This is a genomic window from Rhodococcoides kyotonense (assembly GCF_900188125.1).
Taxonomy (GTDB): Bacteria; Actinomycetota; Actinomycetes; order Mycobacteriales; family Mycobacteriaceae; genus Rhodococcoides; species Rhodococcoides kyotonense.
The window spans coordinates 604,315-619,719 of the sequence record NZ_FZOW01000001.1 but is presented as its reverse complement, the minus strand read 5'-3'; the positions used below and the strand labels follow the sequence as shown (position 1 = coordinate 619,719).

Annotated in this window: 13 protein-coding genes and 1 pseudogene; 10 read left to right on the top strand and 4 right to left on the bottom strand. The window is 66.0% G+C overall.

What is annotated here, in order from left to right; genetic code table 11:
- The 4 genes and pseudogenes from CHB96_RS02840 to yczE all read left to right on the top strand — a co-directional run.
- Nucleotides 1–663, top strand: a 663-nt coding sequence (locus tag CHB96_RS02840) for a cytochrome c oxidase subunit I (RefSeq protein ID WP_176444086.1), incomplete at its 5' end; no start/stop codon positions are given.
- A 135-nt stretch (nt 664–798) separates the two neighbouring features.
- Nucleotides 799–2,025: a phosphoserine phosphatase SerB gene (serB, locus tag CHB96_RS02835; RefSeq protein WP_089243102.1), complete on the top strand. Its 1,227-nt coding sequence runs from the start codon at nt 799–801 to the stop codon at nt 2,023–2,025.
- On the top strand, nt 2,022–2,789 hold the full coding sequence (locus tag CHB96_RS02830; protein ID WP_089242987.1) for a peptidyl-tRNA hydrolase: 768 nt from the start codon (nt 2,022–2,024) through the stop codon (nt 2,787–2,789). Before serB ends, CHB96_RS02830 begins: the two co-directional genes overlap by 4 nt.
- 61 nt (nt 2,790–2,850) lie before the next feature.
- Nucleotides 2,851–3,453, top strand: a pseudogene (gene yczE, locus CHB96_RS30495) (membrane protein YczE); the annotation flags it as partial.
- On the opposite strand, the gene glgX reads toward yczE, so the two are convergent.
- The gene (gene glgX / locus CHB96_RS02820) at nt 3,444–5,582 is read right to left on the bottom strand and encodes a glycogen debranching protein GlgX (RefSeq protein ID WP_245865143.1); all 2,139 of its coding nucleotides are present in this window, start codon (nt 5,580–5,582) and stop codon (nt 3,444–3,446) included. The pseudogene yczE and the gene glgX overlap by 10 nt on opposite strands.
- 31 nt (nt 5,583–5,613) lie before the next feature.
- Here glgX and CHB96_RS02815 point away from each other — a divergent pair, with 31 nt between their 5' ends.
- From CHB96_RS02815 to CHB96_RS02795, 5 genes are read left to right on the top strand one after another with little or no spacing between them, the layout of a single operon-like run.
- Nucleotides 5,614–6,456 (top strand): ABC transporter ATP-binding protein, encoded by an 843-nt coding sequence (locus CHB96_RS02815; RefSeq protein WP_089242985.1) that lies wholly within the window; start codon nt 5,614–5,616, stop codon nt 6,454–6,456.
- Between the two features lie 37 nt (nt 6,457–6,493).
- Nucleotides 6,494–7,321: an NUDIX hydrolase gene (locus CHB96_RS02810; protein ID WP_089243101.1), complete on the top strand. Its 828-nt coding sequence runs from the start codon at nt 6,494–6,496 to the stop codon at nt 7,319–7,321.
- 10 nt (nt 7,322–7,331) lie between these two features.
- Nucleotides 7,332–8,111 (top strand): enoyl-CoA hydratase/isomerase family protein, encoded by a 780-nt coding sequence (locus CHB96_RS02805; protein WP_089242984.1) that lies wholly within the window; start codon nt 7,332–7,334, stop codon nt 8,109–8,111.
- A gap of 56 nt (nt 8,112–8,167) precedes the next feature.
- Nucleotides 8,168–9,196 carry a class I SAM-dependent methyltransferase gene (locus tag CHB96_RS02800; RefSeq protein ID WP_089242983.1) on the top strand — a complete coding sequence of 343 codons (1,029 nt, stop codon included), beginning with the start codon at nt 8,168–8,170 and terminating at the stop codon, nt 9,194–9,196.
- A gap of 16 nt (nt 9,197–9,212) precedes the next feature.
- Entirely contained in the window at nt 9,213–10,394 is a 1,182-nt protein-coding gene (locus CHB96_RS02795) for a THUMP-like domain-containing protein (protein WP_089242982.1), read from the top strand.
- Here the strand turns inward: CHB96_RS02795 and CHB96_RS02790 are convergent.
- Nucleotides 10,382–11,638, bottom strand: a complete 1,257-nt coding sequence (locus tag CHB96_RS02790) for an outer membrane protein assembly factor BamB family protein (RefSeq protein WP_089243100.1) — start codon at nt 11,636–11,638, stop codon at nt 10,382–10,384. The two genes, CHB96_RS02795 and CHB96_RS02790, sit on opposite strands and share 13 nt — an antisense overlap.
- A 252-nt stretch (nt 11,639–11,890) precedes the next feature.
- Here CHB96_RS02790 and CHB96_RS02785 point away from each other — a divergent pair, with 252 nt between their 5' ends.
- Nucleotides 11,891–12,667: an acyltransferase gene (locus CHB96_RS02785; RefSeq protein ID WP_089242981.1), complete on the top strand. Its 777-nt coding sequence runs from the start codon at nt 11,891–11,893 to the stop codon at nt 12,665–12,667.
- Here the strand turns inward: CHB96_RS02785 and CHB96_RS02780 are convergent.
- Entirely contained in the window at nt 12,650–13,897 is a 1,248-nt protein-coding gene (locus CHB96_RS02780) for a glycosyltransferase family 4 protein (protein ID WP_089242980.1), read from the bottom strand. The two genes, CHB96_RS02785 and CHB96_RS02780, sit on opposite strands and share 18 nt — an antisense overlap.
- Before the next feature lie 20 nt (nt 13,898–13,917).
- Nucleotides 13,918–15,402: a 1,4-alpha-glucan branching protein domain-containing protein gene (locus tag CHB96_RS02775; protein ID WP_176444116.1), complete on the bottom strand. Its 1,485-nt coding sequence runs from the start codon at nt 15,400–15,402 to the stop codon at nt 13,918–13,920.
- Between the last annotated feature and the right edge of the window lie 3 nt (nt 15,403–15,405).

Below are 15,405 nucleotides of genomic sequence, written 5' to 3'. Positions count from 1 at the left end.
GCCAGCCCGCCGATCGATTTCCATGTCACCGACACCTACTTCGTGATCGCGCACTTCCACTACGTGGTGTTCGGCACGGTCGTGTTCGCCACCTATGCCGGTATCTACTTCTGGTTCCCGAAGATGACGGGCCGGATGATGGACGAACGCCTCGGGAAGTGGCATTTCTGGTTGACGTTCCTCGGGTTCCACGGCACGTTCCTGGTGCAGCACTGGCTCGGTAACGAGGGCATGCCCCGCCGGTACGCGGACTACCTGGCCTCCGACGGGTTCACCACGCTGAACATCATTTCCACGATCGGTGCGTTCGTGCTCGGTGCCAGTACGTTGCCGTTCGTGTGGAATGTGTTCAAGTCCTACCGGTACGGCGAGGTCGTCACCGTCGACGACCCGTGGGGGTACGGTAACTCGTTGGAGTGGGCCACCTCCTGCCCGCCGCCGCGGCACAACTTCACCGAACTGCCCCGCATCCGGTCCGAGCGTCCGGCGTTCGAGTTGCATTACCCGCACATGGTCGAGCGGATGCGCGCCGAAGCCCACGTCGGGCCCGGCAGCCACGGCGGACACACCACCGAAGTACTCGAACAGGCTCGTCGCGCACCGATCAGCACGAGCGACCACGAGCACTCCGGCGACCCGGATCCAGGCAGGGATCTGAAGTAGTCGGTACGGCAGTAGACCCGAAGAGCCCCTCCCGGTACCCGGGCGGGGCTCTTCGCTTGAAAGAATCGAATGTCGAGACTCAATCCAGACAGCGAATCCGCGAATGATGCGGATACGCGCGCGAAGGGAGATCCGGTGGCGTCATCGGACACCGTTGTACTCGTGACGGTCACCGGGCCCGACAAGCCCGGCGTCACATCGGTTCTGTTCGCCGCGCTGTCACGCCACGAGGTGACTCTGCTCGACGTCGAGCAGGTCGTCATTCGTGGGCGTCTGACGCTGGGCGTGCTGGTGAACTGCCCCAAGGACCCCGAGTATCTGCAGGAAGAGCTCGAAGAAGCGATGTCGACGGTCGGCGTCCACGTCGACGTCGAGATCGGTGCAGATCAGAACGGTAAGCCGAAACTGCCGACCCATGTCGTCGTCGTACTCGGTCGGCCTGTGACCGCACGCGCCTTCAGCACCGTCTCCCGCGAACTCGCTCGCCAGGGGGCCAACATCGACTCGATCCGAGGCGTCGCCGACTACCCGGTGACCGGGCTCGAGCTTCAGGTCACCACCACGAACACATCACCGGACGCCGACCGGCAGCTGCGCACCGGACTGTCCGAGATCGCGGCGGGCGTCGGCGTCGACGTGGCCGTCGAGCGGGCAGGTATCGCACGTCGTTCCAAGCGGCTCATCGTGTTCGACGTCGACTCCACGCTCGTCCAGGGCGAGGTCATCGAAATGCTCGCTGCCAAGGCGGGACGCGAGGACGAGGTCCGCGCCGTCACCGAATCCGCGATGCGCGGCGAGATCGATTTCAGCGAATCTCTGCATCAGCGCGTCGCAGCGCTTGCCGGGTTGGATGCGTCCGTCATCGACGAGGTAGGCGAAGATCTCGAACTGACACCGGGAGCGAGAACGACCATCCGTACCTTGCGCAGGCTCGGATACTCGTGTGGTGTGGTCTCGGGCGGATTCCGTCAGGTCATCGAAGGCCTGGCTCACGAACTGGAACTGGACTTCGTCCGCGCGAACACGCTCGAGATCGTCGACGGGAAGCTGACCGGGCGCGTCGTCGGGGACGTCATCGACCGTGCTGCGAAGGCCACTGCGCTGCGGGAGTTCGCCGCGCAGTCCGGCGTTCCGATGGAACAGACCGTCGCGGTGGGGGACGGCGCCAACGACATCGACATGCTGACCGCTGCAGGACTCGGCGTCGCATTCAATGCCAAGCCCGCGTTGCGCGAGATCGCCGACACGGCCATCTCGCACCCGTATCTCGACGCCGTCCTGTTCATGCTCGGCGTGACGCGCGGCGAGATCGAAGCAGCCGACGCGGTCGACGGTGGTGTACGACGCGTCCCGATCCTATGACCGAACCGGAGATCGTCGACGCAGACTCCCGCAGCACGTTTGCGCAGCGTCACGCGGTGCTCGCCCAGGGATACGGGGGTCGAGCCGACCCCGCCGATCCGGCGGACGTACTGGCGATGCCGATCGTGCTGAACATTCCCAAAGCAGACCCGCCTGCGCGGAGTCGGCTGCTCGAGGCAGCCGCGTCGGCGTCGGTTGCGCTGTGCTTCGACGAGCGCGTCGGACCGGACGGCGAATGGGAGGAGTCGTTCCGCGCGTGGACGTCGTCCCGTATTCGCAAGGTGGCCAGGCGTGCACGCGGCGCGCACTGGACTGCTGCTCAGGACGTCGCAGGTGTGACCGTCGATCTCGGTGACGCACAAGCACGCGCCTTCGTGCCCGGACGCGTCGGCGATCTGGATCCGCGCATCAAGCGCTTGCAGATCGGCGGCACCGACCTGGCCCACGACGAACCGGACGACCCCGCCGGCGACCTTCCGATTCTGTGGATCGACCCATCGCTCGAGATGACAGTCGGGAAAGCAGCCGCGCAGGTCGGTCACGCGTCGATGCTGCTCGCCGGGATCATGACCGCCGCGCAGGCCGAGGCGTGGGCGGCACGCGGCTTCGCGTGCTCGGTACGCGACGCCGATGCCAAGCGCTGGGCACACGCACGCACGCTCGTCGAGGCAGGACATGCGGTTGCTGTCCGTGACGCCGGATTCACCGAGGTGGCCCCGGGGTCGATGACGGTCATCGCGGCGATTCCGGAGTATGCACGGTAAGGGTCCACCGCCTGAAAACTGGACGTTTCAGAGAGCGTCCAGTGTGCTCGACACTGGATGCATGCGTACGTCGAACTCCGTATCCCGAATTCCCACCTCCTTGGTTGCACGTCTCGGTGCGTTGTACGTCGGTCTGTGGCTGTACGGGTTCTCGATGGCCGCGATGATCACGGCAGGACTAGGACTCGATCCGTGGGACGTCTTTCACCAAGGCGTCGGTCGGCATGTCGACCTCAGCTTCGGAACGATCACCGCGCTGACCGGAATCGCGGTGCTTCTGGTGTGGATTCCGTTGCGGCAGAAGCCGGGACTGGGGACCGTCAGCAACGTCGTCGTCATTGCGATCGCGGTCGACGTGTCGTTGAACTGGCTTCCCGACGTCGACTCGCTCGCGATCAGAATCCCGATGATGGTGTCCGGCATCGTGATCAACGGATTCGCGACGGCGTTGTACATCGGGGCAGGGATGGGGCCCGGCCCGCGTGACGGCCTGATGACGGGATTCGTCGCGCGCACCGGGCTGTCTATCCGGCTGGTGCGTACGTGCATCGAAGTGACCGTCGTCGCTACCGGGTGGCTGCTGGGCGGCACCGTCGGAATCGGAACATTGTTGTACGCCTTCGGAATCGGGCCCTTGGTTCAGCTGTTCGTACGCTACCTTCCCACGCTGCGCAGCACGAGTACCGTCGAACCGGTCAGCGACAGCGCCGATCCCGCCTCGATCGCCGCGGAATCGACGGGCGCGCCGTCGACCGTGCTGGAATCGAAGACCGGAACGAATCTCTCTGCTGCCCAGGGCGGGCATGCGAGCGACACCTCGGTCGGCCCGCCGGAATGCAGAATCAACAGCGAACTCGCGTCGTCGACTGGATGTCCGTCGGAAGCGTAGGAGCGCACGTCACCGCCGTCGACCCAGGCTTGAATCGTGCGGATCGAATCGTCGTGCCACGTAGCGGTGTTCACTTCGTTGCCCGCTGCGTCGAACCAGACGAGATCCGGCCTGCCGGTGGGGGTGTCGCGTCCGATGAAGAACTCCTGCTGACGCAGTGACGGAGCACTGCGTCGGATGCGAAGCAATCGAGAGACGAAGCCGAGAAGATCGTGGTCCATCGAGTCCCAGTCGATCGCCCACGACTCGGCGGCGGACGCGTCCTCCGGCACGCAGTAGGCGTTGTTGTTCCCAGACTGACTGTGCCCGATCTCGTCGCCCGCCAACAACATCGGCGTACCGGTGGACAGAGTCAGTGTGGCGAGGAGGGCCCGCACGTGACGGTCCCGGGCGGCAGTGATCTCCGCGTCGTCGGTCGGCCCCTCGACGCCGTGGTTCACCGAGATGTTGTTGTCGGTTCCATCACGATTCTCCTCACCGTTCGCCTCGTTGTGTTTGGCGGAGTACGAGACGAGATCGCGGGTGGTGAAGCCGTCGTGAGCAGTCACGAAATTGACCGACGCCCACGGCTTTCGGGGCCCGCCGCCGAAGATGTCCTCGGAACCCGCTATACGCGAAGCGAGTTCGCGAATACCTGCTTGTCCCGCCCAGAATCGCCGCACGGTGTCGCGGTATCGGTCGTTCCACTCCGACCACATGGTGCCGAATCCGCCGACCTGATACCCCGCACCGGTGGCATCCCACGGCTCGGCGATCAATTTGCGTGTCGACAGAACGGGATCCGTAGCGATCGCGGTCAACAACGGTGCGCGAGAATCGAATCGCCACCCACCGGGCCGGCCCAGTGTGCTCGCCAGATCGAATCGGAAGCCGTCGACACCCATGTCCGTCGCCCAGTATCGCAGGCTGTCGCACACCATCCGCACGACCGCGGGAGATGCCGAATCCAGTGTGTTGCCGCAGCCGGTCAGATCGACGTCGTATCCGCGTCCGTCGAGAAGGTAGTAGCCGGGCGCGTCGAGCCCGCGCCAGCTCATCGACGGGCCGTCGACACCGCTTTCGCACGTGTGGTTGTAGACGACGTCGAGAACGACTTCGAGGCCGACCGAGTGCAACGCGTCGACCATGGCGCGGAACTCGACGATCTCGTCGCCCTGCGTGGTCGCGAATCTCGGGTCGGGAGCGAAGAACGATCCCGTCGAGTATCCCCAGTGGTTGCGCATGCCGCGTGCCCGCACACCGGGTTCGGTGATCGCCGCATGCACGGGCAGCAGCTCGACGGTGGTGACGCCGAGTCCGGTCAGGTGCTCCAGGACCGCGGGCGCGGTGAGCCCGAGGTACGTGCCGCGGTGTTCCGGCGGCACGTGAGGGTGTCGGGCGGTGTAGGCGCCGACGTGCATCTCGTACACGACCGTTCTGTCCCACGGGACGGTCGGGCGCGGGGGACTCGCCACTGTATTCGGGGCGGTGACCACTGCCAGCGGCATGTGTCCGAGCGAGTCGACGGTGCTCGGGTGGCCGAAGGGATCGTCCTCGTAGGGCAGGAGCGCCTGCGCGGAACCGACGTCGCCGGTGATCGCCCTTGCCGCGGGGTCGAGGAGAATCTTGTGCGGATTGAATCGTCGTCCACCGGACGGATTCCACGGCCCGTGCGCGCGAATTCCGTACCTGGTCCCCACCTCGACGCCCTCGACGAATCCGTGCCAGACGCCGAAGGTGCGCGTGCCGAGCTCGACACGACGTTCGCCGCCGTCGTCGTCGATCAGGCAGATCTCGATGCCGTCGGCCTCGGGAGAGTGGACTGCGAATTGAGTGCCACCGTCCCGTGGAGTTGCCCCGAGCGGGAACGTCGAACCCGGCGCCGGTGGGCCGGTCGTGACACTGTGATGAACATTGGACGACACGCTTACAGATCCTGCCGTGAAAGCCCGACGGATGTGGGACAAGATAGACCTCGTGTCTGAACCTGATCCCGATCTGCTCATCGACTTCGACGACGTACTCATCAGGCGAGGTGGGGTGACGCTCGTCGGTCCGGTGACCTGGCAGGTGGAACTCGACGAGCGCTGGGTCGTCCTCGGTCCGAACGGGGCAGGCAAGACGTCGCTGATGCGCATCGCCGCGGCCGAAGTGCACCCGACGTCCGGCGTCGCACACGTTCTCGGTGAGGTGATGGGCAAGGCCAACGTGGCGGATCTGAAGCCGCGCATCGGACTGTCGTCGTCGGCGCTCGCTCACCGGATTCCCGCCGACGAGACGGTTCTCGACCTCGTCGTGTCGGCCGGATACAGCGTGCTCGGTCGGTGGCGCGAGCGGTACGACGAGATGGACACCGAGCGTGCCGTCGACATGTTGGAGAGCCTCGGCGCCGAGCATCTCTCGGGCCGCACGTACGGCACGTTGTCCGAGGGCGAGCGCAAACGAGTGCTCATCGCGCGGGCGCTCATGACCGACCCCGAACTGCTTCTGCTCGACGAGCCTGCCGCAGGTCTCGACCTCGGTGGCCGCGAGGAGCTCGTCGCGCGCCTGGCCGATCTCGCCGCGGACCCCGACGCTCCCGCGACGGTCCTCATCACGCACCACGTCGAGGAGATCCCACCCGGCTTCACGCATGCACTGCTGCTGAAGGAGGGCGGTGTCGTCGCGCAGGGCCTCGTCGACGACGTCATCACCGCCGAGAATCTGACCGACGCGTTCAGCCAATCGATCACCCTCGACCGCGTCGACGGGCGCTTCTTCGCACGTCGAACGCGCGCTGCAGGTCAGCACCGCCGCTGATGTGATCGGCGTTACCCCGGTCCGGTACATTCCGAGAATGTCTTCCGCTGCGGGTGCGCCCTCCCCGAACGAGATCGGCGACGTCCCCGTGCGCGACGCGTCGACGGTGATCCTTCTTCGCGACGCGGCCGCGGGGATCGAGGTGTTCCTGCTCGAACGAGTAGGAGGGATGGCGTTCGCCGGTGGCATGACCGTCTTTCCTGGCGGTGGCGTCGACCTGTCCGACGCCGACACCGAGCTCGAGTGGACCGGGCCGGACGCAGCGTGGTGGGCACAGCAGTTCGGCGTCGACGAGCGGACGGCGAAGGCACTCGTCTGCGCTGCGGCACGTGAGACGTTCGAGGAATGCGGCGTGCTCCTCGCAGGCCCGACGGCGGACACCGTCGTCGGGGACACCAGTCGTTTCGCCGACGACCGTGGAGCTCTCGAACGCCGCGAGCAGACGTTCGCCGACTTCCTGACTCGAAACGACCTGGTACTACGCGCAGATCTGTTGCGCCCGTGGTCCAACTGGATCACTCCGGTCGGCGAGAAGCGGCGCTACGACACCCGCTTCTTCGTCGCGGTCGTTCCCGATGGCCAGACCGCCGACGGTGCGACCAGCGAGGCTGCGTCGGTCGGGTGGCGGTCGCTGACCGACGCACTCGACGAGTGGCGCCGCGGCGAGACGATTCTGCTGCCGCCCACGTGGAGTCAGCTCGCCGGCCTCACCGAGTACGACGCGGTCGACGCAGTCATCACCGCGACGCCCGACATCTCGCCGATCCAACCGAACCTCTACCACGTCGACGGCGAACTCCGCGTCGATTTCCCGGGGCAGGAGGCGTACTACGCCGGAAGCACCCATCCGTGGGCCGACCGGTAGCGTGAGCGCCATGGCTGAGTACGTGACTCTCGAGGTATCCGACGGTATCGGCACCATCCGCTTGGATCGTCCCCCCATGAACGCGCTGAATCGCCAAGTGCAGGAGGAGATTCGCGACGCGGCCCGGGCAGCGACCGTCGACTCCTCGGTCAAGGCCGTCATCGTCTACGGCGGCGAGAAGGTGTTCGCCGCGGGCGCGGACATCAAGGAGATGCTCGAACTGACGCCGGCCCAGATGGCGGCGATCATCGGCGATCTCCAGTCGGCGTTGGGCGCGCTGGCAGACATCCCCAAGCCTGTCGTTGCCGCGATCACCGGATACGCGCTCGGCGGCGGACTCGAGGTGGCACTGGGAGCGGACCGTCGCATCGCCGGAGACAACGCCAAACTGGGTGTCCCCGAAGTACTGCTCGGCGTCATCCCCGGCGGCGGTGGCACACAGCGCCTCGCGCGGTTGGTCGGACCGAGCAAGGCCAAGGACATGGTCTTCACCGGTCGATTCGTCGGCGCCGACGAGGCTCTGCACATCGGACTCGTCGACGAGGTCGTCGCACCGGACGAGGTCTACAACGCGGCACGTGCATGGGCGTCGCAGTTCGTCGGGGGCGCGTCGCGTGCACTGGCCGCGGCCAAGGCGTCGATCGACCAGGGGCTGGACACCGACCTGCACACCGGTCTGAAGATCGAGGCGCAGCAGTTCGCGGCCCTGTTCGCCACGAAGGACCGCACCATCGGCATGGAATCGTTCGTCGCCAACGGACCCGGGAAGGCCGAGTTCACAGGCGAGTGAGAGTCACCGTCGAAACTGGAACTTGTTCATTCTCTACTGGATAGTAGGCTGCCCTCATGACTGCAAGCCCTCACGACGGCAACTCCGACGCACCGGCAGCTCCCGTCGCCGGCGTCGAACACGACCCCGCTCCCAATCCGCACGCGACGGCCGAGCAGGTCGAGGCCGCGCGGAGTGACACCAAGCTCGCTCAGGTGCTCTACCACGACTGGGAAGCGGAGACGTACGACGACAAGTGGTCGATCTCGTACGACGAGCGCTGCATCGACTACGCGCGTGGACGTTTCGACCAGGCCGTCAGCGGGCAGCAGGCGGCGCAGGACGACCTGCCGTACGGTCGGGCACTCGAACTGGGCTGCGGCACAGGCTTCTTCCTCCTCAACCTGATGCAGGCAGGAGTTGCGGACAAGGGTTCGGTCACGGACCTGTCGCCGGGCATGGTCAAGGTCGCGCTGCGCAACGCGAAGCATCTGAACTTGGATGTGGACGGACGCGTCGCCGATGCCGAAACGATTCCCTACGCGGACAACACGTTCGATCTCGTGGTCGGCCACGCCGTACTGCACCACATCCCCGACGTCGAGCAGTCGCTTCGGGAAGTGCTGCGCGTGCTCAAGCCCGGTGGACGTTTCGTCTTCGCAGGCGAGCCGACGACGGTCGGAAACTTCTACGCGCGTTGGCTCGGCCGGGCGACGTGGGAGACGACGACCCGTGTCACCAAGCTGCCGTTCCTGGCCAGCTGGCGTAAGCCGCAGGCCGAACTCGACGAGTCCTCGCGCGCCGCGGCGCTGGAGGCCGTCGTCGATCTGCACACGTTCGACCCCACGGATCTCGAGAACATCGCGCGCAGCGCCGGCGCCGTCGATGTTCAGGCACAGACCGAGGAATTCGCTGCAGCGCTTCTCGGGTGGCCGGTTCGCACGTTCGAAGCGGCCGTTCCCGCCGAGAAGCTCGGGTGGAACTGGGCGAAGTTCGCGTTCGGTGGATGGAAGACGCTGAGTTGGGTCGACGAGAAGGTACTCAAGCACGTCGTGCCTCGTGGATTCTTCTACAACGTGATGATCACCGGAGTGAAGTCCGACTGATCGCACCGCACGTTCCATGAGCTACACCTTCACCGACGCCGACATCGACTATCTCACCAGCGATGTCGGCGTCGCTGCGCTGAGAGATGTCGACGCTCGGCCGTTGACTGCGGCATCGATGCTGGCCGACGTCTCCACTCTGCGTGGCGCACACGGAGATCGCACCGCCGCACTCGTCGAGACTGTCCGTCTGCGGCGCAAGGCAGCGTCGAAGATCTCCGGTTCGCAGGCCTGGTTGCTGACCGACGACGCAGTGCAGCAGGCAACCCCGACAGCAGTGGCACGGCGACGCGCCGAACGACTCGCGGGCCGGAACGTACACGACGTGACCTGTTCCATCGGAACGGAATTGGCTGCGCTGGCCTCGACCTCAGGGGCCGTCGTCGGCAGCGATCTCGATCCTGTTCGCGCGCGGATGGCCTCGCACAACGTCCCGGGCGTCGCGGTGCTGCGTGCCGACGCTCTGACTCCGACCACACGAGACACCGTCGTGCTCGCGGATCCGGGTAGGCGCGCGGGTGGGCGCCGGACGCACGATCCGGCGGCGCTCGAACCGCCCCTGCCGTCGTTGCTCGACGCGTATGCCGGGCGAGACCTCGTCGTCAAATGTGCGCCGGGTCTCGACTTCGACAGGCTGGGGTGGGACGGCGAGGTCGAGGTAGTGTCCCTGGACGGCGGTGTGCGCGAGGCGTGCCTGTGGTCGCGCGGACTGGCGGCCGGTGACGTTCGCAGGCGCGCAACGGTATTGGCATCGAACGGAGTGCCGGTCGAGGTGACCGACGCCGAACCCGACGACATCGATGCCGCCGACGCAGGTGAGTGGATCATCGATCCCGATGGCGCGATCGTGCGAGCAGGGCTCGTCCGGCATTACGGCGCCCGGCACGGTCTGTGGCAACTCGACCCACGTATCGCGTATCTGACCGGAGACTCGGTTCCCGACGGCGTCAACGGGTTTCGTGTTCTCGAGCGGATCAAATATTCCGAGAAGACGCTGCGGCAAGCGTTGACGTCACTCCGGTGCGGGTCGGTCGAGATTCTCGTTCGAGGCGTCGACGTCGATCCTGCGGTCCTGCGGCCGAAGCTCAAACTACGTGGCGACGTCGCGCTGTCGGTGATCATCACCCGCATCGACCGGTCGGCATTCGCGTTCGTGTGCGAGGCCCGCCGGCCAGGCGGGTCGAATCAGGGTGCGTAGGTGAAGATCTCGCCCAAGTAGGTCGACGTGACCAGTTGGCCGTCGGGTCCGACCGACGTGCCGACGGTGAAGCCCTCCGCGCCCGGAAGCGGCCGCTGCGAGACGGTGTCCCCGGAATTCGTGTCGAGCGACGTCAACACCAGTTCGTCTCCGCGACGTGTCACGGTGTGGACGACGTCGTCCGCGCTCTGCACCGGAAGTCCGACCTGCTGGAGGTCGTCGCGTGCCCACACCTGGGTCGCATGGTCACCGTCGTCGCGGATCGACTGCAGAAGGCCGTCGCCACCCGCGGGCACGATCGACCCGTCGGCCGACACGGACGGAGACGCCGACGACCCGAAACCGGCGCCGTACGCCCACTTCGACGCCCCGTTCGACGCGTCGTACGCCGTGAGTCTGCCGTCGACGTCCGCGACGTAGACCGTCGTCCCGTCCGCGGACAGTACCGGGCTCGATGTGACTGCGGCAGGAAGGAGTTCCGACGACCACTTCTCGGTGATCGACGGGGTGGCGTGTGCGTCGTAGGACAGCGATACCAGTTGTGGGGCAATGGCTCCTGGACGCCACAGGACGAGGTAGATCGATCCGGAGTCGAGATCGACTGCGGGAGCGGCACCCACGGGGCACTCGGCGGACCCGGTCGCGCAGTCGTCGAGACCGGTGTTCGGGGGCAGGAATTCGGTGCCGGGGGACTCGAGGAATGCAGGCGGCTCGATCAGGTCGTGGATCGGGACGGTCAATGCGCCTGTCTGCGTGTCGAACACGTTGACCTGGCCCAGCTGTGTGACGGCGAGAACACTGCCATCGCCGAGGAACTGCGCCGACCGTGGAACGCCGTACACCGGTGTGCGCCAACGAAGTTGACCGTGCTCGTTGAACGAGGAGAAGCCACCGTCGTCACCGACGTAGACGTTCGCGACGGAATCGACGAGCGGAGTGGACGTCGGAGCGGACGGGCCGACGCGGTTGCACCACCGCTTTCGTCCGGACTCGATCTCGAACGAGAAGAGGTTGCAGCCTGCGTCGTTGTATGTTCCGACGAACATCTGACCGTTCGCGGCGATCGACACCGGCGACACGACGGCTCCGCCGAGCGGGCGGGACCACTGGAATTCGGTGTCCGACAGGCCTGTGTGTTGGGTGGAGCTGCTGTTGCGTGCGTCGCCGTGGGCAGCAGGCCACGCTCCCGGTGCGAAGGCGTCGACGGTGTCGCTTCCGCTCCCGCATGCAGCGGCGGCGATCATGGCGGTGGTCGCCAATGCTGCTACTCGAGCGAAGTCTGCTCTGCCGCCACGCACCTTGAGATCTCCTTCGTGTTTCGTCAGTCGCACGCGGTTCGCCGGAGCGGCCGGGGGCACGCGCGTCGCAGAAGAGACTATCCCGGCGAGGGGGCTCGGCTCCGATCCGCCCGATCCAAGCCGAGAGTGGAGCCTGCGGAATGACCGATCTAAGACGGGAGTGGAGCCTGCGGGAGGAGGCAATTAAGGTGGCTCGGTATGACGAGCATGTGGAACGCACCGTTGCGTTCGCGCTGGCGGGGATCGAGACGGCGCGACGAGGATCAGGCACGGTTCCTCACAGTGGACTCGTTGAGGTGGGTTCTGCAGAACAAGGCGTACACGCCGTGGTATCTGGTGCGCTACTACCGTCTGGCTCGGTTCAAGGCCGCGAATCCGCATGTGATTCTGCGTGGGATGGTGTTTCTCGGCAAGAACGTCGAGATCCACTCGACGCCGGAGCTGTCGAGGCTCGAGATCGGTCGCTGGGTTCATATCGGCGACGGCAATGCCATCAGGTGCCACGAAGGGTCGTTGCGGATCGGCGACAAGGTCGTGTTCGGCAAGGACAACGTCGTCAACACGTATCTGGACATCGAGATCGGTGCGTCGACTCTGGTCGCGGACTGGTGCTACATCTGCGATTTCGACCATCGCATGGACGATGTGACGACACCGATCAAGGATCAGGGCATCGTCAAGGGGCCGGTTCGGATCGGGCCCGACACCTGGGTTGCCGCGAAGGTCACGGTGTTGCGTGAGACGAACATCGGACGCGGATGCGTTCTCGGCGCGCACGCTGTCGTGAAGGGCACCATTCCGGATTACAGCATCGCCGTGGGTGCTCCGGCGAAGGTGGTGCGTAATCGCAAGGCGGACTGGGAGGCAGGCGCAGCCGAGCGCGCGAAGTACATCGCGGCGCTCGAGGACATCGAGCGCAAGAAGTCGCTCCGGGCGGCGGAAGCAGCGCGCGGGGACTCAGCCTCGTTCGGGTAGAGCGCGTTCGACGATGGTCGGCCGGCCGAGTGGATATCGCACTTTGCGCTTGGCTCCGAGGTAGACCTGTGCTGTTGCCTGCGCGACGTGTTTCCAGTCGAAATCGACGGTGAGCCGAGCTCGTGCGGCGTCGGCGCGTTCCTGCGCCTTGTCGACGTTGTCGAGAACGGATCGGACAGCCGTCGCGAGTCCGGCGACGTCACCGGGTTCGAACGACAGGCCGGTATTGCCGTCGACGATTGCCTCACCGAGCCCGCCTGCGGTGGATGCGACGAGGGGAGTGCCCGCGGCCGCCGCTTCGAGTGCGATGATGCCGAAAGGTTCGTAGCGTGAAGGCAATACGATCGCATCGGCGCCGTGCAGCCAGCCCAGTAGCTCGGTGTGATCGAGCGAGCCGAGGAACGATACCGCGCGTGCGACGCGATGTGTGCGGGCCAGCCCGGCGAGCCACGCGAATTGTGTTCCCTCACCGGCGATGTGGAGAGTCGTGCCTGGGTGACTGCGGCGGATCCGGGGGAGTGCCGCGATGGCGTCCTGGATCCCCTTCTCGTATTCGAGCCTGCCGACATAGAGCAGTTTCGCCGGCTCGGACCGTGGTTCCCGACGGCGAAAATTCCATGTCCCGATATCGATGCCGTTTCTGATGACGGTGACAGCGGCGTCCTTGACGTCGAACAGTCTCGAGACTTCGTCCTTCATCGATGCCGAACACGTGATGACGGCGTCGGAGTCGTTCGCCAACCACCATTCGATGGAGTGAACCTGTCGATTGATCGGACCCGAGATCCATCCGCTGTGACGTCCGGCCTCGGTCGCGTGGATCGTCGACACCAACGGAACGTCGTAGTGTTCGGCCAGTGCGATCGACGGGTGTGCCACGAGCCAGTCGTGCGCGTGAACGACGTCAGGCTGCCAGCCGTCGCCGAGACCGGGCTTGCCGAGCGCGATGCCCGCACGCACCATGGCGTGTCCCATCGCCAGGGTCCACGCGACCATGTCCTCGCCGAACACGAAGTGTGCGGGATCCTCGGCGACGGCGACGACCAGGACGCCGTCCTCGATGCGGTGGTGGGTCGGATGCGTCGCCGCATCCGTGCCGGTGGGGCGACGCGACAGCACCACGACCTCGTGACCGCCGCGCACGAGCTCGGTGGCGAGATGGTGGACGTGCCTGCCCAACCCGCCGACGACGACGGGTGGGTACTCCCACGACACCATCAGGATCTTCACTTGCCGGCCCCCCCTTCTTCTCACGGTCTCAGGCGTCTGGCGTCGAGGCCGGGGAACAAGCCGTCGGCCCGATTCCACTGTGCAGCAAGGGCTGCAGCCTTGTCCTCGTGTCCCCGGGCGACCGCGTCGGCGATCTCCCGTAGTGCATGCGCGTGTACGTGCGCACGATCGCGGGCGTACCCTGCCGCCGAATTCTTGCTGACCATGAATGCCCAGTCGCTTGCCAGTGCCATCAGTGTCTCACGCAGAATCTGGTCGTTCACCCGGTTACGCAATTCGGGTGTGCCCGGCGCGCGCTGGGAATTCTTGTCGATCGTATCGAGTGCCAGCGCGGAGACTTCGGCGTTGAGGGCGACGAGATCGGAGACAGCGTCGCCGGCCCAGACACGCCAGTCCTTTCCCGAACCCCACGAGGATTCCTGCAGATCGACGGCCGCGCCGACGTAACCGCGGGCTCGGGCGTCGTCGAGCGTACCGACGTCGATTCCAGCTTCTGGTAAGGCGCGAAGCACCCGTTCGAGCCAGACAGGGCCTTCGAACCACCAGTGGCCGAACAGTTCGGTGTCGAATGCCGCGACGACCAGGGCATCGCGTCCGATTCTGCTGGACTCCTCGCGGAGGCGTCGTCGTACCGAGTCGACGAAGTCGGCGACGTGCTTGTCGATGGCTGCGGACGCGCGGTCGGGATCGTACGGTTCCTTGTCGGCGGAATCGACCGTCCGGCCCGTCACGCGAGCGTGTTTGAGGCCCGTCGCATGGTCGTAGGTGTGGAAGTCGCGGTATGCGGCGTGGCCCGGATATCCCGACTTCGGCGACCACACTCGGTAACTCACCGTCAGGTCACGACCGAACGCGACGACGTCGGAATCACGCACGGGCCGTCCGAGCGTCGTGTCGCCGCGGAGTGCGGGGCCGTCGACCATGAAGTGGGTGACACCTGCTGCGGCGTAACCGATTTCCATTCCGGGGGCGTATGCGCACTCGGGCGCCCAGATCCCGTTCGGCCGCGAACCCCAGCGACTGTGTGCGTCCGAAAGCCCTTCGGACAGTGAGAATTCGCGCAATCGGTCGTCGAGCAGCGGTTGGAACGGATGTGCCAACGGCCCGCCGAGGAGCTCGATCGTTCCGGCGTCGACGAGGCGACGGATGACGGCGGAACCGCCGTGGCGCCACCGGGTTTCGAAGGTCTCGAGAGCCGCCGACGCGGCGTGGTGTTCGCGCGTCGACAACGCGCGGTCGGTGGCCTCGTGGGCGCGTAGTTGCCAATTTCCGAGCCAGTGATGCATTCCGGACAGGCAATGGGGGTCGTCGAGCTGCGCCGCGAGAACGGGCGTGATGCCGAGCGAGATCAGGTTGGTTCTGCCCTCGTCGGCCAGTCGGCCCAGCATGTCCGTGAGAGGGAGGTACGACCCGGCCCAGGACTGGTAGAGCCATTCCTCGCCGACGGGCCACCTTCCGTGATTGGCCAGCCACGGAAGGTGGGAGTGCAAGACCAGGGCGAACATTCC

Coding starts and splice junctions, on each gene's coding strand:
- CHB96_RS02830 (WP_089242987.1), top strand. CDS start 2,022: ATGACCGAACCGGAGATCGTCGACGCAGACTCCCGCAGCACGTTTGCG.
- CHB96_RS02815 (WP_089242985.1), top strand. CDS start 5,614: ATGTGGGACAAGATAGACCTCGTGTCTGAACCTGATCCCGATCTGCTC.
- CHB96_RS02810 (WP_089243101.1), top strand. CDS start 6,494: ATGTCTTCCGCTGCGGGTGCGCCCTCCCCGAACGAGATCGGCGACGTC.
- CHB96_RS02805 (WP_089242984.1), top strand. CDS start 7,332: ATGGCTGAGTACGTGACTCTCGAGGTATCCGACGGTATCGGCACCATC.
- CHB96_RS02800 (WP_089242983.1), top strand. CDS start 8,168: ATGACTGCAAGCCCTCACGACGGCAACTCCGACGCACCGGCAGCTCCC.
- CHB96_RS02795 (WP_089242982.1), top strand. CDS start 9,213: ATGAGCTACACCTTCACCGACGCCGACATCGACTATCTCACCAGCGAT.
- CHB96_RS02790 (WP_089243100.1), bottom strand. CDS start 11,638: ATGATCGCCGCCGCTGCATGCGGGAGCGGAAGCGACACCGTCGACGCC.
- CHB96_RS02785 (WP_089242981.1), top strand. CDS start 11,891: ATGACGAGCATGTGGAACGCACCGTTGCGTTCGCGCTGGCGGGGATCG.
- CHB96_RS02775 (WP_176444116.1), bottom strand. CDS start 15,402: ATGTTCGCCCTGGTCTTGCACTCCCACCTTCCGTGGCTGGCCAATCAC.